At 35.5% G+C, this 21296-nt stretch carries 22 protein-coding genes; 13 read left to right on the top strand and 9 right to left on the bottom strand.

Annotated elements, in window-relative coordinates; genetic code table 11:
- Positions 1-139: 139 nt before the first annotated feature.
- Positions 140-781, top strand: coding sequence for a DUF1684 domain-containing protein (locus tag P278_RS09610; RefSeq protein WP_038265860.1), 642 nt, complete (start codon positions 140-142; stop codon positions 779-781).
- Between the two features lie 68 nt (positions 782-849).
- Here the strand turns inward: P278_RS09610 and P278_RS09605 are convergent, their stop codons facing one another.
- The 5 genes from P278_RS09605 to P278_RS09585 form a co-directional block, all read right to left on the bottom strand.
- Positions 850-1944: a porin gene (locus P278_RS09605; protein WP_082436126.1), complete on the bottom strand. Its 1095-nt coding sequence runs from the start codon at positions 1942-1944 to the stop codon at positions 850-852.
- A gap of 138 nt (positions 1945-2082) precedes the next feature.
- On the bottom strand, positions 2083-3342 hold the full coding sequence (locus P278_RS09600; RefSeq protein WP_051413504.1) for an ammonium transporter: 1260 nt from the start codon (positions 3340-3342) through the stop codon (positions 2083-2085).
- A 27-nt stretch (positions 3343-3369) separates the two neighbouring features.
- Complete coding sequence (locus P278_RS09595) at positions 3370-3708, bottom strand: P-II family nitrogen regulator (protein WP_038265857.1); 339 nt, start codon at positions 3706-3708, stop codon at positions 3370-3372.
- 264 nt (positions 3709-3972) lie between these two features.
- Positions 3973-4338: a fluoride efflux transporter CrcB gene (crcB, locus tag P278_RS09590; RefSeq protein ID WP_038265854.1), complete on the bottom strand. Its 366-nt coding sequence runs from the start codon at positions 4336-4338 to the stop codon at positions 3973-3975.
- Between the two features lie 33 nt (positions 4339-4371).
- Entirely contained in the window at positions 4372-5424 is a 1053-nt protein-coding gene (locus P278_RS09585) for an SRPBCC family protein (RefSeq protein WP_038265851.1), read from the bottom strand.
- A gap of 302 nt (positions 5425-5726) precedes the next feature.
- On the opposite strand from P278_RS09585, the gene P278_RS09575 reads away from it, so the two are divergent.
- Positions 5727-6113, top strand: a complete 387-nt coding sequence (locus P278_RS09575; RefSeq protein ID WP_038265847.1) for a pyrophosphohydrolase domain-containing protein — start codon at positions 5727-5729, stop codon at positions 6111-6113.
- A 26-nt stretch (positions 6114-6139) separates the two neighbouring features.
- Here the strand turns inward: P278_RS09575 and P278_RS09570 are convergent, their stop codons facing one another.
- The gene (locus P278_RS09570) at positions 6140-7219 is read right to left on the bottom strand and encodes a branched-chain amino acid aminotransferase (RefSeq protein WP_038265843.1); all 1080 of its coding nucleotides are present in this window, start codon (positions 7217-7219) and stop codon (positions 6140-6142) included.
- A 118-nt stretch (positions 7220-7337) separates the two neighbouring features.
- Here P278_RS09570 and P278_RS09565 point away from each other — a divergent pair, with 118 nt between their 5' ends.
- The 3 genes from P278_RS09565 to P278_RS09555 all read left to right on the top strand — a co-directional run bounded on the left by P278_RS09565 (position 7338) and on the right by P278_RS09555 (position 9673).
- Entirely contained in the window at positions 7338-7847 is a 510-nt protein-coding gene (locus P278_RS09565) for a DUF4920 domain-containing protein (protein WP_038265840.1), read from the top strand.
- A gap of 1 nt (position 7848) precedes the next feature.
- Positions 7849-8523, top strand: a complete 675-nt coding sequence (gene mnmD / locus P278_RS09560; protein WP_038265986.1) for a tRNA (5-methylaminomethyl-2-thiouridine)(34)-methyltransferase MnmD — start codon at positions 7849-7851, stop codon at positions 8521-8523.
- Positions 8524-8767: 244 nt separating this feature from the next.
- Positions 8768-9673 carry a TIGR01777 family oxidoreductase gene (locus tag P278_RS09555; protein ID WP_038265837.1) on the top strand — a complete coding sequence of 302 codons (906 nt, stop codon included), beginning with the start codon at positions 8768-8770 and terminating at the stop codon, positions 9671-9673.
- Positions 9674-9731: 58 nt separating this feature from the next.
- On the opposite strand, the gene P278_RS09550 is transcribed toward P278_RS09555, so the two are convergent.
- Complete coding sequence (locus P278_RS09550; RefSeq protein ID WP_038265832.1) at positions 9732-10406, bottom strand: YceI family protein; 675 nt, start codon at positions 10404-10406, stop codon at positions 9732-9734.
- A 159-nt stretch (positions 10407-10565) separates the two neighbouring features.
- On the opposite strand from P278_RS09550, the gene P278_RS09545 reads away from it, so the two are divergent.
- From P278_RS09545 to P278_RS09520, 6 genes are all read left to right on the top strand, one after another.
- The gene (locus P278_RS09545; RefSeq protein ID WP_038265983.1) at positions 10566-11144 is read left to right on the top strand and encodes a nucleotide exchange factor GrpE; all 579 of its coding nucleotides are present in this window, start codon (positions 10566-10568) and stop codon (positions 11142-11144) included.
- Positions 11145-11190: 46 nt separating this feature from the next.
- On the top strand, positions 11191-12309 hold the full coding sequence (gene dnaJ / locus P278_RS09540) for a molecular chaperone DnaJ (RefSeq protein ID WP_038265829.1): 1119 nt from the start codon (positions 11191-11193) through the stop codon (positions 12307-12309).
- Positions 12310-12504: 195 nt separating this feature from the next.
- Positions 12505-13434: an ABC transporter ATP-binding protein gene (locus P278_RS09535; protein ID WP_038265827.1), complete on the top strand. Its 930-nt coding sequence runs from the start codon at positions 12505-12507 to the stop codon at positions 13432-13434.
- 1 nt (position 13435) lies between these two features.
- Positions 13436-14752, top strand: coding sequence for an ABC transporter permease (locus P278_RS09530; RefSeq protein ID WP_038265824.1), 1317 nt, complete (start codon positions 13436-13438; stop codon positions 14750-14752).
- Entirely contained in the window at positions 14753-15601 is an 849-nt protein-coding gene (locus P278_RS09525) for a mechanosensitive ion channel family protein (protein ID WP_038265821.1), read from the top strand. It begins immediately after the preceding gene.
- 6 nt (positions 15602-15607) lie between these two features.
- Positions 15608-16771: a sigma-54-dependent transcriptional regulator gene (locus P278_RS09520; RefSeq protein WP_038265818.1), complete on the top strand. Its 1164-nt coding sequence runs from the start codon at positions 15608-15610 to the stop codon at positions 16769-16771.
- Between the two features lie 43 nt (positions 16772-16814).
- Here P278_RS09520 and P278_RS09515 read toward each other — a convergent pair whose 3' ends face one another.
- Complete coding sequence (locus P278_RS09515) at positions 16815-17636, bottom strand: hypothetical protein (RefSeq protein ID WP_038265815.1); 822 nt, start codon at positions 17634-17636, stop codon at positions 16815-16817.
- Positions 17637-17736: 100 nt separating this feature from the next.
- Here P278_RS09515 and P278_RS09510 point away from each other — a divergent pair, with 100 nt between their 5' ends.
- Together P278_RS09510 and P278_RS09505 are read left to right on the top strand one after the other, a co-directional pair.
- Entirely contained in the window at positions 17737-18618 is an 882-nt protein-coding gene (locus P278_RS09510; RefSeq protein ID WP_038265812.1) for a PPK2 family polyphosphate kinase, read from the top strand.
- Between the two features lie 9 nt (positions 18619-18627).
- Positions 18628-20022, top strand: coding sequence for a M20/M25/M40 family metallo-hydrolase (locus P278_RS09505; RefSeq protein WP_038265810.1), 1395 nt, complete (start codon positions 18628-18630; stop codon positions 20020-20022).
- A 486-nt stretch (positions 20023-20508) separates the two neighbouring features.
- On the opposite strand, the gene P278_RS09500 is transcribed toward P278_RS09505, so the two are convergent.
- On the bottom strand, positions 20509-21252 hold the full coding sequence (locus P278_RS09500) for a Dph6-related ATP pyrophosphatase (protein ID WP_038265807.1): 744 nt from the start codon (positions 21250-21252) through the stop codon (positions 20509-20511).
- Between the last annotated feature and the right edge of the window lie 44 nt (positions 21253-21296).

Here is a 21296-nt window from a genome sequence, read left to right as displayed (position 1 = left end):
ATAAATCAGCACCGACATCGATATATCGTATATACACAAAGCTTATATGTTGAAAATATTTTCATTTATTTCTTTTTTGTTGTACACAAAACTAAATAAAAATTGTATTCGTTGTACATTTGAATTAAAATTAATTTACATGAAAAGGGTTTTATTTTTAATATTGATAGTAGTAACTGGCTGTAAGTCTGATAAAAAATACCATGATGTTAAGGTTCAGGAAGAGGTAATGACGAATATTTCTGATAAAGTGAGTTCTGTGGTTGAATTCCAAAATAAGCTGAATGAAGAATTTAAAAATCCCGAAACATCCCCTTTGAAAGATAAGGATAGGAGTGAATTCTCAGAATTAGACTTTTTTCCGATTGATACTAATTTTATTGTAAAAGCAAAATTAACCTTCACGCCTGACGCTGAAGTTTTTTTTATGCCTACAACTACTGATAGAAAAACACAAGAACGGTTATATGCAGTGGCCAATTTCAAAATTAAAGATGTCGATTACAATTTGAATATCTATCAAAGTATGGCTTTGCTTGATTCAGAAGAGTATAAAGACTATTTGTTTTTACCTTTTTCAGATTTAACTAACGGAGATGCTACTTATGGAGGAGGACGGTATATTGATTTAAGAATTCCTGAAGGAGATGAAATAGTAATTGATTTTAATAAGGCCTACAATCCATATTGTGCATATAACAAAAAGTTTTCATGTCCAATTGTACCCAATGAAAATAACTTATCTCTGGCGGTAAAGGCAGGGGTGAAGAAGTTTAAATAAAAACCAGTGTGAAAACACACTGGTTTTTATAAAACTATCGAAAATATAAAATAAAAGGGCGCAAAAATTTAAAAGCTATAAATTGCCGCAATTAAAACAGAAGAGAGGCTTTTATTGGGTTCTAAATCTCCATTTAAGAAGGTGTCTTCAGAAGCAGTGTCAATTCTAAACTCCGGTTTTATCATTAAATCTCCTAGAGTATAGCTTCCGGTTAAGGTAGCTGCAAACACATGGCCGTCTCCATCTCCGTCTAGTCCAATCACTCCATCCAGTCCGTTATCAAATACTGAAAAATACTCACCTCTTAAACCAATGCTGAAATTTTCGGTAGCAGCATACTGTGGATAAAGAGCAGCTCCGTAAAATCCAGCGCTATCAGTTGTGTTATATGTTGCGTTAATCCCTAAAAAAATGTTTTCTGAGAAATCAAAACCACCAGTATAATCTATTTGAAAAGTGGGGTCTACATCAGCAATTAAAGCTCCTGTTCCGTCATAAGCTGTTTGCTTTCCGTAAAGTACATTTAAGAATTGACCTTTGTATCCTAATTGTAATCCTCCAGTATATTTTCCGTCAGGATTAAATTCAGTAAAATCAGTACTGTTCATTACTGCCAACATTAAACTTAGATCTTCAGTGAGTTGAAAATCTGCTTTTAGACCCGTGTGAGAAAAAGGTCCGTAGGAAAACATATATGAGGTGCTGTAATTGAAATTGGCAACCGGTGAAATGACTTCATAACCTAAAAAAGTATTAAAGTTTCCTAGCGTTAGTGTAATGTTTTCTGAGACATTCCAATAGGCGTATAATTGATTTATGATTCTGCTTGAACCTCCATCTGGAGTATATAAAGGAGAGTTGAATACGGCATCTTCACCTCTTGGTCCTAAAACCAGATCCGCAACAAAACCCACTTTTTCCCCTTCGTAATTAACTATTAAGTTAGCCATTCCTAAAACGAAGCCGTTTAAGTTGGCAAAAGAGGTAGCCGGAGCAATGGCATCATCTCCATTAGGCCCGCCGATGTTTTGTCGGAAATATGTGTCTATACTACCGCTTAAAGAGAATTTCTTCTCTTCCTGAGCATGTAGTGTAAAAGATGTGTAAAATAAAATTGAGGAAAATAGAATTTTTCCGAAATTTGCATTAAATATTGCTTTCATAATTATGGTATAGTTAGTTGTAGTTTTGGTAATTGTTTTTTAAAGTGTATTATTGAGCTGTAAGCTAATTGTATAATGGGAGTGATAGTAATCGGAGCGTTCCGCCAAACGCTCCGATCTTTTTACCCATCTAACCAATTAACTATTCATCATTAGTGATGATTTAACCTCTGCTGAGGTTGTACTCATTTCTGGGTAAGCCTCCATTCCATGTTCGAAATTGTCTAGTCCTTCTAGTTCTTCTTGTTTACTCACGCGAATACCAACAGTTTTCTTAAGAGTATAAAGAATGGCGAAAGCTGTAGCACAACAGAATACACCATAAGCAGCAACGCCTCCTAATTGTATTAGGAACTGGCTGAAACCAGCTTTACTTCCAAAGATTCCAACTGCAAGGGTGCCCCAAATACCACAAATTAAGTGTACCGCGACTGCACCAACAGGATCATCTAATTTTAATTTGTCAATTAAGGCCACCCCGAATACAATAATTGCACCCGCAATAAGACCAATTAAAATAGCGTCTGTAGGCCCCATTAGGTCGGCGCCAGCTGTAATACCAACAAGACCTCCTAAAATTCCATTTAAAAACATGGTTAAATCATATTTTTTATACATAGCTGTTGATACCAAAAATGCGGCTACACCTCCTGCGGCGGCAGCTAAACATGTTGTGACAAGAACCAGGGATGTAAGTGCCGGATCTGCGGAAAGCACTGAACCGCCGTTGAATCCAAACCAACCTAACCATAGTATGAGTACCCCGCCCATAGCAAGAGGTATATTATGTCCTGGGATAGCACTTGGTTTTCCGTTTTCTTTGAATTTTCCAATTCTGGCACCTAACAATGTGATGGCAATAATAGCAGCCCATCCACCAACAGAGTGAACTAAAGTCGAACCAGCAAAGTCATAAAAGCCCATTTCATCTAAAAATCCGCCTCCCCATTTCCATGATCCGGCTATTGGGTATACCAGGCCTACATAGATGATAGTGAAAATCATAAAAGGAACTATTTTAATACGCTCTGCAACTGCACCAGAAACTATTGTTGCCGCAGTTGCTGCAAACATTCCTTGGAATAAGAAATCAGTCCAGTAGGTGTATCCCTCACTATAGGTTAGATCAAGACCTTCAGCGGTCATTGGAGATTGTAAACCGATTCCTGAAAAGCCCAAAAAGCCGTTAAATTCTCCAGGATACATAAGATTGAACCCAATGAGGCAGTATAATAATAAACCAACAGTTAGTATGAATACATTTTTGAATAATATGTTTATTGTATTTTTTTGTCTGGTTAATCCAATTTCTAAAAATCCAAAGCCTAAATGCATTATAAACACTAGACCTGTACAGATCATCATCCAGACGTTATTTGTAGTTAATAAAGTTTCCATAATCTTTCTAGTTAATTGATTGTTATTTTATTTAAGTGAAATTTCTCCTGATTCCTTAGTTCTGATACGATATGTTTCCTCAATAGGAGAAATGAAAATTTTGCCATCCCCAACACTTCCGGTGTATGCGAATTTGAGGATAGTTTCGACGGTCCTTTCTACGAAATCATCTGAAACGACAATGGAGAGGTACCTTCTTTGAATGTCAGTGGTGCTGTACGAAACTCCTCTGTATACATGACCATGCTTCTCATTGCCTACGCCTGTAACATCCCAATAACTAAAAAAGTTTACTTCGATTTGCTGCAATGCATCTCTCACTTCATCAAATTTTGATTTACGGATAATTGCTTCTATTTTTTTCATAATTATAAAGGTTAGATGTGTAAAACTATATATTAATTACAAATAGCCCTATAAAAAATAGGGGTTGAATGTTATTTTTTAGTATAATTTATTTTCACACCCTATTTATTTAGGGGTATTTATTTTTTTATTGAATTTTTGATAAAAATGAAATTGAGGATGGGTAAAATGTTGTTTGAAATATAACACACTACCTACCAGTGTGTTATAAATTAACTTAAGGGATGTTGAAAATGATGCTTTGAAGGATAAAATAAACTATATCTACTTGGTTATTATAAAGCCAAGAAATACAGCAAGAATTCCAAAAATGATGGAGCCAATTGTGTAAAGTATGAAATTAAGGTAATCCCCTTGTTTTAATAAGGAAACATTTTCAAGGGCGAAAGTGGAGAAAGTTGTGAATCCACCACAAAAACCTGTAACTGTAAATAAAAGAAAACTTTGAGAGAGACCAAAGTTTTTAGATGCTAAACCGGTAAGTAGACCAATGACCAAGCTTCCTATAACATTCACGGTAAATGTAGATAGCGGAAAGTTATAACTTGAAGTGTATACCAGTTTACTTACCAGAAACCTGACTACACTGCCAAGCCCACCTCCTAAAAAAATCCATAGAAACTCTCTCATGCTGTAAATATAATGCTTACTGGTGGCTAGCTGTTAAAAAGTTTTTTGCAATGTTAAGGTTTTTTTTACAGGTATGTATATTTCTGTTATCCAATTCGCAGGATTTGGGACTTTACTTGGATCGGTAATGTAGACTTCCATAGGATCCCTTTTAGGATCTTCGACTAACCTATTAGTGTTGATGGCTTGAGATGCTTTACTCCATGCTTCTTCTATGTTTTTATAGTTGCCTTTTAAAACGGTTTTAAAGTATCTTCCAGAATCTAGAAATCCACATAGCACCTCGCTTTGAAAATCAGGAATTATCTTTTCTCTAATTGGAATGCATGTCGAAAATATTGTTGTTTTGTTGAGGTCATCCCATTCATGATAAAGTACAAATGGAGGTCCGGACAAAGTTATATTATTTTCCTTTGCAAACTTTTTGACCTTAAGAAACATCTCAGTCATTTTACTTGAAATCCCCGATTGTTTAGATGCTGTAGTGAGGTATAGATAATATCCTCCACTATATTCTGAAATACCTTTAGGGTTGATGGTGTATTGTTCTATAGCTAACTCACTCAAACTATCAATCTTGAAAAGACCTCTTTCTAAATTACTTCCAATTAGGTTGTCCATTCCACCTTTATAAATCATAATAGCTTTTTCTAAAAAGCTTAACTCCCCTTTAATACCCCAGGTTACTATAGATTGTGAAGGAGTTTTTGAAGAAAGCTTCCAGTAAACATCACCTTGAGATTCTCGTGGTTTGGTAAACTCAATTTTTTGGAGAATAGAATCTTTATCAGAATGAATAGTTTTAATGATTCCTTCTCCTATAATATCACCATTCCAGTGATAAAATGAATTTATGCCGGCTGTACTATCACTTAAGGAAATATTGGCAGAAGGTTCCTGTTCAATCCAAGGTGACCACTCAGGCCATTTTTTATAATCATTTATATATTCATGCACTACTTCTTTAGGAGCATCGATAACTGCTTCTCTATGTACATTGTAATAGCCTGATCGTGTAGCTATGTATAACGATAACCCTATGACAATTATAACAATAAGAAAGAATAAATATTTAATGATTTTCATTGAATGCTGAAAAGTTAGATTGAGAGCTTACAAAGTACAAAAAATAAGATAAACTTTCTGAGGAATGCCTATATGCTATTCACGAATAAAATATTTAAGAAGCGATAATATGGTTACAAATAAAATAAACCCAACCAGTACCCAAAGGGCACCTTTATAATATTTGGAATGTAATTTTTTGTCTTTAGTGTAAGTGTAAATTATTACTCCTACAAAGGCAATGAAAAAGAGTATTGCAAAAATGATTTGTCCCTTACTAAGCATTATTCTATTTTTATGCAAAACTAAACAAAAAATAAACGATGAAGCGAAAATTACAAGCAGTTGCAGAATTTCATAGTGCCTTTGGTTTGGGGATTGCTGAGACTCCTATGGCTGACCTTGGAAGCGATAAACTAAACTTACGTTTTAGTTTGATGGCAGAAGAGAATGAGGAATACTTAGAGGCTGCAAGAAATAATGATTTAGTTGAAGTTGCTGATGCCTTAGGTGATATGCTGTATATTTTGTGTGGTACTATTTTGGAACATGGAATGCAGCATAAGATTGAAGATGTTTTTGAAGAGATACAAAGAAGTAATATGAGTAAATTAGATGAAGATGGTAAGCCAATTTACAGGGAGGATGGAAAAGTTTTAAAAGGGCCTAACTATTTTAAGCCGGATATTGAGAAAATCTTAGAAAAATAAAAAAGACCCAATTTGGGTCTTTTTTATTATACTGAAACCTTATGGCGCCAGCCAAATTTATCTTTTGCTTTATTACATTGTATATCAGAGATTCGTTTTTTAAACAAATCAGCAAACTTATTTTCGATCTCAGGAAGATCATAATGAGCTCCTTTATATCCGAATCCAGAAATTGGGCTTATTACTGCAGCAGTTCCCGATCCAAACATTTCTTTTAAGGAGCCTTCTTTAGCGGCTGCTATGATTTCATGAACAGTAACAGGTCTTACCTCTACATCTAAGCCTTCGTCTTTGGCAATTTCTATAACACTTTTACGGGTTACACCGTCTAATATTCTATCGGAGGTTGGTGCTGTAATTAATTTGTCACCAACTCTGAAAAACACATTCATTACACCAGCTTCTTCCAGGTTTTCATGTGTGCTTGCATCAGTCCACAATACCTGATGGTATCCTTCCTGGTTTGCCAGGTGTGTCGGATAGAATTGTCCTGCGTAATTACCTGCACATTTAGCAAACCCAACGCCTCCGTTGGCTGCTCTACTATATTTTTCTGCAAACAAGACTTTAACTCCACTCATGCCTTTTTTGAAGTAGGATTGAGCCGGAGAACAAATGATCATGAATTTATATTCTAAAGATGGTGAAGCTGAAACACAGCTTTCGGTGGCAATCATAAATGGACGGATGTATAGGGAGTTACCCTCACCTTTCTTAATCCAGTCCTTATCCATTTTAAGGAGTGTTTCAAGGCCATCAAAGAAAATTTCTTTTGGAATTTCAGGCATTTGTAATCGAACGCAAGATTTATTCATTCGCGTATGATTTTCATCAGGTCTGAATAGCCATATGCTATCATCATTACTCTTGTAAGCTTTAAGTCCTTCAAAAATGGCTTGACCATAATGAAAAACTTTAGCTGAAGGGTCTAAACTCAAAGGTCCGTAAGGTTTTATTTTTGGTGTTTGCCATGCACCGTCCTTAAAATCACAAACCAACATATGGTCTGTAAAAACTGAACCGAAGGCTAAATTGTCGAAATCAACTTGTCCTATCTTTGAAGAAGTGGCTTTTTCAATTTCAATTTTTAATGTAGTACTGCTCATCTCTCAAAAATCTTTTGTGCTAATTTACGGAAATATGTTTCATGGTTAAATATAAACTTGTTCAAAAAAGCTTAATTTGCATGAATAATATCAGATTCTAACTCAAAAGTTTTAAAAAATGAAAAAAGTTATCTTTTTAGCAGTCTTAGGGCTATTAGCTTCATGCAAAAATGTTGACCAGAAGCAGGTCTCTGAAAGGATAGATATGAATGAACAGGAAAATATATATGACTCTTTTGGAAAAGAGATAGATATTGATAATACATTAAATATTGAACTTGCTTCCAGTAATTATAAAGGTCTAAAAATAGGGGATACCTTGTCTTTTAAATTCAAAGGTAAAGTGAAAGAGGTATGTGTTAAAAAGGGGGGTTGGATGAAACTTGATCTGGATGATGGAGAAGAGGCTATGGTTAAGTTTAAAGATTATGGATTTTTTGTTCCCAAGGATATTGTAGGTAAAGAGGTTATTGTAGATGGAAATGCATTTATAGAAGAAATGTCTGTCGATGACCAAAAGCATTATGCAAAGGACGGAGGGGAAGGAGATGATGAAATTTCTAAAATCGTAAGCGTGAAAAGAACAAATTTATTTGTTGCAGAGGGCGTCTTAATTGAAAAGAAATAAATTGAAAAGAAGAGTAATAAAAACAGCTGATGGCTCATCCACAATATTCATTGAAGATTGGGATGAAAATTACCATTCAAAGCACGGAGCTATTCAGGAGGCTTATCATGTTTTTTTAAAAATGGGATTATATCACCACCTTGAACAATACAATGTGGAGAATGAAATCAAAATACTTGAAATAGGATTTGGAACGGGGCTTAACGCTCTGATAACCTATTTGGAAGCTGTAAAGAATAACCTTTTTGTTGATTACCATGGTGTAGAAGGTTATCCGGTGCTAGCAAGTGAAGTTGAACAACTTAATTACATTGAAAGGTTGTCCGCTCAAAATGAGAAAGATCAGTTTAACAAAATGCATGAAACATCTTGGGATGAATATTTTAAATTGAGTGATCAATTTCGAATGATAAAAAGAAAGCAGTTTTTTAATGAAATAGATGATCAAAATGTTTTTGATTTGATATATTTTGATGCTTTTGGAGCAAGGGTTCAGCCTGAGTTGTGGACTGAAGAAATATTTCAGCGTATGTATAATGCTCTCAAGTCAGGAGGTGTTCTCGTGACTTATGCTGCTAAGGGAAGTGTCAGGCGAGCAATGATCGCTTGTGGGTTTTCTGTAGAAAAATTACCCGGTCCTCCCGGAAAAAGGGAAATGCTCCGCGCTACGAAGTAAGGAGTATTCGAATTTCTTCAAATGCTCCGCGCTACGAAGTAAGGAGTATTCGAATTTCTTCAAATGCTCCGCGCTACGAAGTAAGGAGTATTCGAATTTTTTTCGATGTTTTAAGAGGGGTTGCTCTATTAGAAATAAATATTTAAAGAACCTACATAGAGTAGCTATATAAAACTGTTAAACCTTGTATAAATACCCGATTTTCTCAAAATAAATCTCGTAAATTGATAAAAAAGCTTTTTTAATGCGAATTTTGATAACAGGTGCCACAGGGCTTATTGGACAAGAAATAGTAAGAAAGTGCAGAGATAGAAAGATAGCAGTTAATTACCTTACAACAGATAAGTCTAAGATTAAATCGGAAGAAAATTATAAAGGCTTCTACTGGAATACCAATGAGCTGGAAATCGATAAGAGTTGTTTCAATGAGGTTGAGGCTATAATTAATCTTGCAGGATCAAACATAGCAAAACGTTGGACTAAAAGCTATAAAGATGAAATCATTAGTAGCCGAATAAATAGTTTACGGACACTGAGGAAAGGTTTAGCTGAAAGTAATAAAACTGTTAAATCGATAGTGTCTTCTTCAGCAATTGGTATTTACCCGGATTCATATGTTAAATATTATCAAGAGGATGAAACTGAAATAGATGATTCTTTTTTGGGAGTGGTAGTTGAAAAATGGGAAGACACAGCCAAAGAATTAGAATCTTTTACTGAGGATTTAGCAATTATACGAACTGGTTTGGTATTGTCAGATCATGGTGGGGCATTACCAAAAATGATAGGGCCGGTCGAAAATTATATAGGGTCTGCATTGGGTAATGGGCAACAATGGCAAAGTTGGATACATATTTCTGATCTGGCTGAAATGTATTTATTTCTTATTGAAAATCAGGTTTCAGGAGTGTTTAATGGTGTTGCTCCTAATCCTGTAACGAATGAAAAACTAATCAGAAGTATTGCTGAAATTGTTCAAAAACCAATACTGTTTCCAAAGGTGCCTAAATTTGTTTTAAAGGCGGTGCTGGGAGAAATGTCTAAAGTAGTACTTGCCAGTCATCGGGTAAGCTCTAAAAAAATTCAGGAAGAAGGATTTAATTTTAATTATACGATTTTGTCAGCTGCTCTGGAAGATCTCATTTTATAGGATAAAAAAAGCCAATTCGATGAAGAACTGGCTTAATTGAGATTTTTTTATAATGTAATTATGCTTTGTTAGCTTTAATTGATATCTTAAGTTCAATATCATCATTAATGAATTTGTCTCCAAGATCTTCAAAAATTGATTTAGATCCGTAATTTACTCCCCAATCTGTGCGATTGATTGTAAATACTTCGCTCGATACAACAATGTTGTTTTCGTTTACAGAAATATTAACAGGGAAGGCAATATTCTTTTTAATCCCCTTTAAAGTTAAGTTCCCTTCTAAAACGGTTTGACCTTCAGCTTGTTTTAAACCTGTTATTTCGAAAGATCCTTTTGGGTGTTCTTTAACATTAAAAAAGTGATCCTCTTTTCCTTCTGCATTTCCTTTTAAGTGTGCTTCAAGGTTTTCTTTACCATTTCCAGGTTCAAGATCTGTTACAGTTATTGAATTCATATCGATTGAGAAACTCCCGCTTTCTATCATGTCGTTTTTTAGACTGAAAACTCCAGATTCTATCGCGATGGTTCCTGTGTGAGATCCTGTAGGTTTAGAACCCACCCACTCAATTGTACTTTCAGTTGGAAGGGCATTAAATTTAATTGCTTCTTCAGAAGAATTTGCGGCAACTTCAGCTTCATTGGTTTGAGCTTCATTTTTTTTGTCGTTCTTACAAGCAATTGACAAGGCAGCGAAGACAACTACCATAGCAAGTTTCAAAGATTGTTTTTTCATCAGATTTGTAGATTTTTAATTTTCGATAGCAAATGTAGCGGATACAATTTTATTCAAATAATAAAAATGTATTAAATATTTTGGTGACATTTTGACATTTTCAACTAAATGGCAGTACTTTTGCCGTGAAAATGAAGGTGCAATATAATTATGTTTAAAATGAGTAAAAAATCGAAAGAATCAAAAAATACTGTGGAAGATAAGGATACAGCACAAACTCAGGAAAAGACTCAAAATGTAAATGGTGAGCAAAATCCGGAGAACCAGGAAACGGTAGTTGAAGAAGTTTCTGAGTTGGATGCATTAAAGGAAGATTTGGCAAAGGAAAAAGATAAGTTTTTACGTCTCTTTGCCGAGTTTGAAAACTATAAAAAAAGAACTTCTAAGGAACGAATTGAATTGTTCAAAACTGCTGGTCAGGATATTTTACAAGCCATGCTGCCGGTTATTGATGATTTTGACAGGGCCTTGGTAGAGATATCCAAATCTGAAGATAAAGAAATGCTCAAAGGAGTAGAGCTTATAAGTTCCAAATTAAAGAACGTATTGGAAGGAAAAGGTTTGGAGGTTATAGATACCAAAGCTGGAGATACCTTTGATGCAGAAGTTCATGATGCCGTTACTCAAATACCGGCCCCATCTGATGATCTAAAAGGTAAAATCGTAGATGTTATTGAAAAAGGATACAAATTGGGAGACAAAATTATTCGTCATCCAAAGGTTGTGTTTGGACAATAATTTAATAGACCCAATGCTATAATAAACGAAACCTAGAGTTTAAAAAATGAAGCAAGATTATTACGAAATATTAGGAATTAGTAAAGGAGCGACTGAAGCTGAAATAAAAAAGGCATATCGAAAAAAGGCTATTCAATATCACCCTGATAAAAATCCAGGAGATAATGAGGCTGAAGAAATGTTTAAAAAAGCAGCGGAAGCCTATGAGGTGTTAAGTGATCCGGAGAAAAAGGCTCGTTATGATCAATACGGCCATGCGGCATTTGATGGAGCTGGAGGTTTCGGCGGAGGTGGAATGAACATGGAAGATATTTTCAGTCAGTTTGGAGATATTTTTGGTGGCGCCTTCGGAGGAGGTTTTGGCGGATTCGGTGGTTTTAGCGGAGGAGGAAGAGCTCGTGTCAAAGGAAGTAACCTTCGAATTCGTGTTAAGCTATCCTTAGAAGAAATAGCAAAAGGTGTTGAAAAAAAGGTTAAAGTTCGACGTAAGGTTAAGGCTGAAGGTGTAACCTATAAAACCTGTTCGACTTGTCAGGGATCCGGTCAAATTACCCGTATAACCAATACAATATTAGGTCGAATGCAAACTGCTTCAACTTGTAATGTATGTGGAGGTTCTGGACAAATTATTGATCATAAACCTGCTGGTGCAGACGCGCAAGGTTTAAAGGTAAATGAAGAAACCGTTTCCATCAAAATACCTGCGGGTGTGGTGGAAGGCATGCAGTTAAAAGTAGCTGGAAAAGGTAATGAGGCTCCTGGGAATAGTGTTCCGGGCGACTTATTGGTGCTAATAGAAGAACAAGAACATGCAACTTTAAAGAGAGAAGGAGATAACCTTCATTTTGATCTGTATATTAGTTATCCTGAGGCAGCATTAGGAACGTCAAAAGAAATTGATACCGTAACAGGAAAGGTTAGAATTAAGCTTGAAGAAGGCATTCAGTCTGGTAAAATATTAAGGCTGAAAGGAAAAGGTATTCCAAGTATCAATGGATATGGAAGCGGTGATCTTTTGGTGCATGTAAATGTTTGGACACCAAAAACCTTGAATAAAGAACAGAAGGAGTTTTTTGAAAAGATGTTGAATGATGACAATTTTGAGCCTAAGCCTAAAAAGTCGGATAAATCTTTCTTTGAAAAGGTTAAAGACATGTTTTCTTAAATTAATCTAAAAAAATTATATTTGTTATTAACTAAACATTGTTTAGTGAAATTTTTTCTTTTTCATAGCAATTTTTCCCATCCTTAGGTTAAGCCAAAGGGTGGGTTTTTTGTTTAACAACGAGAGTGATATTAATAAGATTGGAAGTTATAAGGTTTTTACTATTTCTATATCTTTGAAAAAATCAGATTAGGTATGAGCAATTTATTGGTAGCAGAAAATGTGACCAAAAAGTTTGGTGGTTTTACAGCCCTGAATAATGTGTCTTTAGAAATTCCAGAAGGAAGTATTTTTGGTTTGCTGGGACCTAATGGTGCGGGGAAAACAACCTTTATAAGAATTATCAATCAAATTACCTATCCCGATCAGGGTAATGTTATTTTAAATGGAGAAACCTTACAGCCAAAGCATATCTCTCAGATAGGTTACTTGCCTGAAGAACGCGGACTTTATAAAAGTATGAAGGTGGGAGAACAGGCTCTTTATTTGGCCCAGTTAAAAGGGTTGAGTAAAGTGGAGGCTAAGAAACGTTTGAAATATTGGTTTGAACGACTGGAAATTGGAGATTGGTGGAATAAAAAGGTGCAAGAACTTTCCAAGGGAATGGCCCAGAAGATACAATTTGTAGTTACTGTATTACATGAACCAAAACTTTTAATCTTTGATGAACCCTTTAGTGGCTTTGACCCCATAAATGCAAACCTGATTAAAGATGAAATATTATTACTCAAAGAAAAAGGTGCAACTGTAATTTTTTCAACTCACAGAATGGAGTCAGTAGAGGAACTATGTGATCATATCGCATTAATAAATAAATCCAATAAAATCTTAGATGGTAAGCTTATCGACATTAAAAGAGCTTTTCGAACCAATACATTTGAGGTGGGGATTGAAACACCAAACAAGATGATGTTGCGAAATGAGTTGTCAGATAGATTTGTGACTTCAGAAGCTTTTTTTAAAACGGTAGGGGACGAATTGAAGATGAAAATTCAGTTAGAGCAAGGTGCTTCTCCAACCTCGTTGATAAACTATCTTAATGGAAAAGGAGTAATTACCCATTTTGTGGAAGAAATTCCAAGTGCAAACGATATTTTTATTCAAGCTGTTAAAAACAATAATTAAAATGAATCACTTATTGCTGGTTATAAAGAGGGAATATATTAATAAGGTTCGAAACAAGTCATTTATTGTAATGACTTTTTTGAGTCCATTAATTTTTGTGGGATTAGCAGCTTTGGTAGCATATCTGTCACAGATAAATAGTGATAGTACGAAGACAATTGCCGTATTAGATGAATCGGGATACTTTGAAGAATTGTTTTTGTCGGATGGAAACTTAAGTTATCATGTGCTTGAAAATACAACACTGGCGGATGCTCAAAACCTTGTTAAAGGAGGAAATACATCCGGTTTATTATATATACCATCTGTTTCCCTGAAAGATTTGTCAAATTCTATCGAGTTTTTCTCTGAGGAATCACCAAGTTTTAATATGATAGAAGGTTTAACAGATAAAATTGAAAAGAAAATATTTAATCTTAATCTTCAGTATAATAATGTAGATGCCACTAAAATTGAAGACTCCAGAGTAGACGTAGATATAGTTCTTGAAAACTTTTCAGGAGAGAAAACTTCAAAGCTTGGTAATGTGTTGAAACTTGTTTTTGGTGGGGTGGCCGGATATCTGTTAATGATGTTTATTATCATTTATGGAAATATGATTATGAGGAGTGTAATTGAAGAAAAAACGAATCGTATTATTGAAATTATCATTTCGTCGGTTAAGCCTATACAACTCATGATGGGAAAGATTATAGGAACATCCTTGGCCGGAATAACCCAATTTTTAATGTGGCTTATAGTTGGAGGCGTTTTGTTAGGTTTGGTTTCTGTTATTTTTAATGTTGACCTTGTGGAGGCTAGAATGCAACAACCACAGATGCTGCTAGAAAACGCTGCACAACAAGAAAATATTGATGTAATCGCTCAATCATTAATCTCAGAGTTGTTCCATTTACCTTTAGGAACTCTCATTGCGAGTTTTGTGGTTTATTTCATAGGAGGCTACTTGCTTTACAGTTCTTTATATGCCGCTATAGGTGCAGCCGTGGATAATGAGACAGATACACAGCAGTTTATGCTGCCAATCATTATGCCTCTGATGCTTGGAATCTATGTTGGCTTTTTTACAGTCATGGAAGATCCACATGGTACTGTTTCGACAATATTTTCGTTCATTCCTTTTACATCTCCAATTGTCATGCTAATGCGAATACCATTTGGTGTTCCGATTTGGCAAATTATTTTATCGATATTAACATTGTATCTTACATTTAGCTTAACGGTATGGTTTGCAGCTAAAATTTACAGAGTTGGAATTTTGATGTATGGAAAAAAAGCGAGCTATAAAGAGATTTTTAAATGGATAAAATATTCATAAATGGAAATTGTAAAAGACGTAGTTAAGGAAATTAAAGATCTTTTGGGAATTACGCTTCTCGGGGGAGAAAAGTACACCGTAACGGTAGGAACAGTTTTGATGATGATTATCGGGTGTATAATTGCTTATTATGCCTTAAGATTAATTAGGAGTTTGGTTACTTCCAGGTTGTCAAAAGTAGATAAACGTAAGTTTACCAGTATTTTTACTTTCGTACATTACATCGTCTACGTAATTGTAATCATGGTGGTATTAAGTTCATCTGGCGTAGACCTTACTGTATTGTTAACTGCTTCAGCAGCCTTGTTTGTTGGTTTGGGCTTTGCTTTACAATATCTCTTTCAGGATATCATTTCTGGGATACTCATAATTTTGGATCAATCTTTGCATCAAGGTGATATAATTCAAATAAACGATAAGGTTGTAAAGATTTATGAGATCAGATTGAGAAGCACCAGAGGTGTTACCAAGAATGAAAAGGTAATGATAATTCCTAATCATAAGTTCTTAACTGAAAATATTTTCAACTTCACTCAGAACTCTCGTTTAAACAGGGAGTTCGTTAAAGTTGGGGTGGCCTATGGAAGTGATGTTGAATTAGTGACTAAATTGTTAAAGGAGAGTGTTAGTGGAGTGGAAGGAGTATTGGAAAAGCCTGGTCCTATAGTGTTTTTTGAAGATTTTGGTGATTCTGCTTTGATGTTTGGCCTGTATTTCTATACAGACGACACCTTTAATGAGCCTAGAATTAAAAGTGATATCAGATATAAAATAGATAAGCTCTTTAGAGAGAATAAAGTTACCATACCATTTCCTCAAAGAGACGTTCATTTATTTCAAGAAAAATAAGAATATATGTCAAAAATATTAATAATAGAAGATGAAGCTGCAATCCGTAGGGTATTGGTGAAAATCCTGAATGAGGAAAATGGAGATTATATAGTAGAGGAGGCTGAAGATGGTCTTTCTGGAATCGAAAAGCTTAAAAAAGATGATTATGATTTGGTATTGTGTGATATAAAAATGCCAAAGATGGATGGTGTTGAAGTGCTTGAAGCGGTAAAAAAGATAAAGCCAGAGATTCCTTTTGTTATGATTTCGGGTCATGGTGACCTGGAAACTGCTGTGAATACCATGAAAATGGGAGCTTATGATTACATTTCTAAGCCGCCAGATCTTAACAGGTTACTGAATACTGTTCGTAACGCACTTGATAAAAAGGAGCTGGTACAAGAGAACAAGCGCTTGAAGAAAAAAGTAAGTAAGCACTTTGAAATGATTGGAGAGAGCGAATCGATTAATCTGGTAAAGGAGATGATCGAAAAAGTAGCTACGACTGACGCAAGAGTTTTGATTACCGGTCCGAACGGGACAGGGAAAGAGCTTGTAGCTCATTGGTTGCATCAAAAAAGTGATCGCTCCAAAAAACCAATGATAGAAGTTAACTGTGCAGCAATACCATCAGAGCTGATCGAAAGTGAACTTTTTGGACATGTCAAAGGGGCTTTTACATCAGCAGTTAAAGATAGAGCGGGTAAGTTTGAAGCTGCCAACGGAGGAACTATTTTCCTGGATGAAATTGGTGATATGAGTTTATCAGCACAGGCAAAAGTGTTAAGAGCGCTACAAGAAAATAAAATATCAAGAGTAGGTAGCGATAAAGATATTAAGGTAGATGTTCGTGTTATAGCTGCGACAAACAAGGATCTTCAAAAGGAAATTGAAAAAGGCAAATTCCGAGAGGATTTATATCACAGACTTGCCGTAATTCTTATAAAAGTGCCTGCCCTGAATGATCGAAGAGAAGATATACCTTTATTGATAAAGCATTTTGCGGCAAAAGTTGCCTCAGAGCAGGGAACGATAGAAAAAGAGTTCACGGATAATGCGATAAAATTACTTCAGGAATACGACTGGACAGGAAATATAAGGGAGTTGAGAAATGTGGTTGAACGACTTATTATTCTTGGAAATAAAGAAGTTTCCGAAGCTGATGTAAAGCTCTTTGCAAGTAAATAAAAAAAGCCCCAAATGGGGCTTTTTTAATGATGATATTGTATTGTTAATTACAACTTTGCATGGCTGATAATGCCTCTTGTTGTACTTTAATTAATAGATTTTGATAGTATCTCCTGGTGTCTTCCAGGGTCTCGTTTTGTAGAGAGGATTCACTTTTATTGTAAATGAAAGCATCGAGTACCTGTTGTGCTTTTGGACACTCCATTGTATTGAGTAGTTTTTGCATTGCGGATTTGTAATTAGTAATGGCTTGATCTGCCTCAGTTTTTAATCGCCTTTGCTCAATTAATTCAGCTTCTCTTTGCTTTATCAGTTTGGCTTTTTGTGCCTCTTGTTTTGCAATTTGTTCTTGTAATTTTTGTTGCTCTTTCAGTAATTGCTGTTGTTTTGCTTCTAAAGCTTTTTGAGCAGCCAATAAATTATCTTCTTTAGCACTACTATTGGTCTCGGCAATTGCAACATCATTTGAGTAGGTGTCAGTATTGGCCGGAGGAGTATATGATGATGAGGTGCAAAGTTCTAATGCATTCATCATTGCGTCCGCGTCTTCAAGTGCTTTTTGAGTGTAGAAATTACCGGTTTTCCAGTCTACAGGGTCTGCGGCTTTTCTCAGGTCAATTAAAGCCTCCTCAATTGCTTTTTTGGCTTTTTCACAATCACAACCTTGCATTTTGGACTGCGTTTTTTCAAAAGCTTCAATTGCACGATCAGCATAGTAGCGTTGGTGATCAAAGTTATCAGCTTTTAATGCTCTTTTTGTATGCATAAGAGCATAACTCGCATAAGAATGAGCATCTGTACAATCAGCTAACACGAACGAAGATAGCATAAAGCATGATAATGTAAGAAGTATAGCTTTTTTCATAATGTTAAGGTTTAAGTAAGAATTTTGGGTATTACAATATTACAATTTTCAATTGTTTTATTAAAGTGTTTTAGTAACTTAGATCGTCAAACATTAAATAATGAAGAAAATAAAATCCTCTGACTTCAGAGCTGATACCCCTGTAAAACTTGCTGAAATCTCAACATTCAAAGATTTAAAGGCCTCAGAAGATGAATTAAAAAAGGAATTGGAAGAGGTTCGTGAGAAACTAGGAAAATTTCAGGATGTTCTATATGCCCATGGCAAGTATGCCGTTCTTGTTTGTATCCAGGGCATGGATACGGCGGGTAAAGATAGTATGATTAGAGAGGTGTTTAAGGATTTTAATACACGTGGTATTGTAGTACATAGTTTTAAAGTGCCCACCCCATTGGAATTAAAACATGATTTTCTGTGGCGTCATTATATAGCATTACCTGCCCGTGGTAAGTTCTCGGTATTTAATAGAACGCATTATGAGAATGTATTGGTAACCAGGGTACATCCAGAGTATATATTGAATGAAAATATTCCGGGAGTGGAGACTTTAGAAGATGTTAATGATGCTTTTTGGCATCAGCGATTTGAGCAAATAAAGAACTTTGAAAAGCACCTGGTAGAAAATGGCACCATCATTTTTAAACTTTTTTTACACCTTTCTAAAAAAGAACAAAGGAATCGATTAATTAGAAGAATAGACAATAAAGAAAAAAACTGGAAGTTCTCACCGGGTGATTTAAAAGAACGAAAACTTTGGGATACCTATCAGCAGTTTTATGAAGATGCTATCAATCGTACCTCCACCTCCCATGCTCCATGGTACATTATTCCAGCAGATAATAAAGATGAAGCAAGACTTATTGTTGCTGATATTTTATATGATGAGCTCAAAGAGTACAGCGATATTGAAGAACCTGAATTAGCCCCTGAAGTTCAGGCCAGTTTGGATGATTATAAAAAACAATTAGAATCGGAAATTTAAATATCATTGATGAAAAAATTACTTGTAACATTCTGGATCCTACCAATATTATGTTTTTCCCAGATGACTGATGAAGAGCAATTGGAACAAATATATAAAACCGCTTTAACCGAATCTAAAGCTTATGAATGGTTAGATCATTTATCGAATCAAATAGGTGGCAGGTTGTCAGGTTCATTAAATGCAGAAAGAGCGGTAGCATATACCAAAGCAGAAATGGAAAAGCTGGCATTGGACAGGGTTTATCTTCAACCAGTAATGGTCCCAAAATGGACAAGAGGTATAGCTGAGTATGCTTTTATCGAATCTGAACCAGGACTCACCACCCCTGTTAATATATGTGCTTTAGGAGGGTCGGTAGCTACGCCTGCCGGAGGGTTGAAAACCGAATTGATTGAAGTGCAGGGATTGGATGAGTTGGCTGCCTTGGGAAAAGAAAAAATAGAGGGCAGAATCGTTTTTTATAACCGTCCGATGCAAGCAGATGTTATTAATACTTTTGAAGCATATGGTGGATGTGTAGATCAACGTTACTCAGGGGCTGCTGAGGCAGCAAAATACGGAGCAGTCGGAGTGATTGTCAGGTCTATGAATCTTCGCATAGATGATTTGCCACATACCGGATCGATGAGTTATGGTGAATTACCGATAAATAAAAGAATACCAGCTGCAGCCATTAGCACCAAACATGCGGATATTCTCAGCACAATGCTCGAACTTAACCCTAAAATTAAGTTTCACTTTCGACAGACTTGTAAAGTTTATCCAGATGTACTTTCATACAATGTGATAGGTGAAATTAAAGGGAGTGAATTTCCTAATGAAATTATTACTATAGGTGGTCATTTAGATTCGTGGGACCTGGGAGATGGTTCTCATGATGATGGGGCTGGTTGTGTTCAGAGTATGGAAGTATTACATTTATTAAAGAAGACTGGTTATACACCGAAGAGAACTATTCGCGTAGTAATGTTTATGAACGAGGAAAATGGATTAAGAGGAGGTAATAAATATGCCGAAGTAGCTAAGGCAAAAGGAGAGAATCATGTTTTTGCCCTGGAAAGTGACTCAGGCGGGTTTACACCTCGAGGATTCAGCTTTGATTGTTCGGATGAAAATTTTGAAAAAATAACCGCTTGGAAACCCTTATTTGAACCATATTTAATTCACTATTTTAAGAAAGGGGGAAGTGGAGCTGACATAGGGCCACTTAAAGGTGATGGTATTGTTTTGGCGGGATTGCGTCCTGATTCTCAGCGTTACTTTGATCATCACCATGCTGCTAACGATACTTTTGAGCATGTAAACAAAAGGGAGTTAGAACTCGGCGCAGCAACCATGACTGCTTTAGTATATCTAATAGATAAATACGGAACAATCCTTCCAAAGAAGATAAAAGGATAAACTAATTTAATAGGGATGTTTAATAAGTTAAATGACCAGTCATTCTGAATTTATTTCAGAATCTTATGATGTTTGTTACCCCACTCCGTATTCTTGACTTAGCGGAACAAGCCTCCTGGTTCGTGTTATAAAAAAGCTAAAGGTACGAGCAAGGATGCTCGCACCAGCAGAGGGATCTTATGATGTTTGTTCCCCCGCTCCGTGTTCTTGACTTAGCGGAACAAGCCTCCTGGTTCGTGCTATAAAAAAGCTAAAGGTACGAGCAAGGATGCTCGCACCAGCAGAGAAATTATTTCAGAATCTTATGATGTTTGTTACCCCACTCCGTATTCTTGACTTAGCGGAACAAGCCTCTTGGTTCGTACTATAAAAAAGCTAAAGGTACGAGCAAGGATGCTCGCACCAGCAGAAGGTCTTAAATCAAAATAAAATAATAATTAATGAATGAGTTTGGTTGAATAATTACGAGCTTTCTGTGCGTAAGACTTATTCATTTAATAAAAGATCACAAAACCAAAATCCATATTGGAATGGTTTTGTGTCTTGCGCTTCTTGATAGCAATTATCATTTTTATCTTTAGCCTGTTCGTATTTTTTGTAGACGACTTCTCCTTTTTTAAAAGGGATAGGGGTTTTGAAAATGGGACCATCGAAAACGAAGGTATGAAATTCACCATTTTCCCCACAAGGATCTACATTATCTGGAAGGTCTGCAATAAAGCTTTCATCAATAATTCTTCCTGCAAAACTTTTATCTAAATATTTTTCATTTACACAAACAACAATGGCTTTAAAGCCCATTGTTAAAAAATCCTGTATAAGTGTATTCGTAGGAACATTCCACAAGGGAAAAATAGCATTGAACCCGTTAGATTCTAATTTTACTTCTCTGTAAGCTCTTAAATCCTCCAGAAAGATGTCACCAAAAATAGAGGTTTCATTACCCTCCTCCTTCAGTTCAGTCATGGTTTCCGTCATGATTTTTTCATACACAGACATTGAAGGCATTTCTGGGAGTAAAATTTTTTTTAATGGTATTCCAATACTTTTAGCTTGTAATTCAACTAGATCTTGGTGTACCCCATGCATGGAAACTCTGTTAAAAGCAGAATTAATACTGGTGAGTAAGCAAGAAACTTCATGTTCATTTTGTTGAAGAACTTTGTAAAGTGCCATAGCGGAATCTTTTCCGCTACTCCAGTTGAAAATGGCTTTAGTTTTCTCAGGCATGATTGAATTTTTAAAGCTGTAAAGATGCTAATTTTAGATTCAAA

The sequence above is a fragment of the Zhouia amylolytica AD3 genome (assembly GCF_000511935.2).
GTDB lineage: Bacteria > Bacteroidota > Bacteroidia > Flavobacteriales > Flavobacteriaceae > Zhouia > Zhouia amylolytica.
Note: the sequence above shows the minus strand (reverse complement) of the source record. Positions and strands in the feature narration are given on the sequence as shown.

What these genes read in the sequence shown, in the direction of transcription:
- P278_RS09505 (WP_038265810.1), top strand. Translation starts at nt 18,628, where the DNA reads ATGAAAAAATTACTTGTAACATTCTGGATCCTACCAATATTATGTTTT.
- P278_RS09545 (WP_038265983.1), top strand. Translation starts at nt 10,566, where the DNA reads ATGAGTAAAAAATCGAAAGAATCAAAAAATACTGTGGAAGATAAGGAT.
- P278_RS09510 (WP_038265812.1), top strand. Translation starts at nt 17,737, where the DNA reads ATGAAGAAAATAAAATCCTCTGACTTCAGAGCTGATACCCCTGTAAAA.
- P278_RS09555 (WP_038265837.1), top strand. Translation starts at nt 8,768, where the DNA reads ATGCGAATTTTGATAACAGGTGCCACAGGGCTTATTGGACAAGAAATA.
- P278_RS09565 (WP_038265840.1), top strand. Translation starts at nt 7,338, where the DNA reads ATGAAAAAAGTTATCTTTTTAGCAGTCTTAGGGCTATTAGCTTCATGC.
- P278_RS09500 (WP_038265807.1), bottom strand. Translation starts at nt 21,252, where the DNA reads ATGCCTGAGAAAACTAAAGCCATTTTCAACTGGAGTAGCGGAAAAGAT.
- P278_RS09535 (WP_038265827.1), top strand. Translation starts at nt 12,505, where the DNA reads ATGAGCAATTTATTGGTAGCAGAAAATGTGACCAAAAAGTTTGGTGGT.
- P278_RS09610 (WP_038265860.1), top strand. Translation starts at nt 140, where the DNA reads ATGAAAAGGGTTTTATTTTTAATATTGATAGTAGTAACTGGCTGTAAG.
- P278_RS09550 (WP_038265832.1), bottom strand. Translation starts at nt 10,406, where the DNA reads ATGAAAAAACAATCTTTGAAACTTGCTATGGTAGTTGTCTTCGCTGCC.
- P278_RS09600 (WP_051413504.1), bottom strand. Translation starts at nt 3,342, where the DNA reads ATGGAAACTTTATTAACTACAAATAACGTCTGGATGATGATCTGTACA.
- P278_RS09515 (WP_038265815.1), bottom strand. Translation starts at nt 17,636, where the DNA reads ATGAAAAAAGCTATACTTCTTACATTATCATGCTTTATGCTATCTTCG.
- crcB (WP_038265854.1), bottom strand. Translation starts at nt 4,338, where the DNA reads ATGAGAGAGTTTCTATGGATTTTTTTAGGAGGTGGGCTTGGCAGTGTA.
- P278_RS09595 (WP_038265857.1), bottom strand. Translation starts at nt 3,708, where the DNA reads ATGAAAAAAATAGAAGCAATTATCCGTAAATCAAAATTTGATGAAGTG.
- P278_RS09570 (WP_038265843.1), bottom strand. Translation starts at nt 7,219, where the DNA reads ATGAGCAGTACTACATTAAAAATTGAAATTGAAAAAGCCACTTCTTCA.
- P278_RS09575 (WP_038265847.1), top strand. Translation starts at nt 5,727, where the DNA reads ATGAAGCGAAAATTACAAGCAGTTGCAGAATTTCATAGTGCCTTTGGT.
- P278_RS09520 (WP_038265818.1), top strand. Translation starts at nt 15,608, where the DNA reads ATGTCAAAAATATTAATAATAGAAGATGAAGCTGCAATCCGTAGGGTA.
- P278_RS09525 (WP_038265821.1), top strand. Translation starts at nt 14,753, where the DNA reads ATGGAAATTGTAAAAGACGTAGTTAAGGAAATTAAAGATCTTTTGGGA.
- P278_RS09605 (WP_082436126.1), bottom strand. Translation starts at nt 1,944, where the DNA reads ATGAAAGCAATATTTAATGCAAATTTCGGAAAAATTCTATTTTCCTCA.
- P278_RS09585 (WP_038265851.1), bottom strand. Translation starts at nt 5,424, where the DNA reads ATGAAAATCATTAAATATTTATTCTTTCTTATTGTTATAATTGTCATA.
- dnaJ (WP_038265829.1), top strand. Translation starts at nt 11,191, where the DNA reads ATGAAGCAAGATTATTACGAAATATTAGGAATTAGTAAAGGAGCGACT.
- P278_RS09530 (WP_038265824.1), top strand. Translation starts at nt 13,436, where the DNA reads ATGAATCACTTATTGCTGGTTATAAAGAGGGAATATATTAATAAGGTT.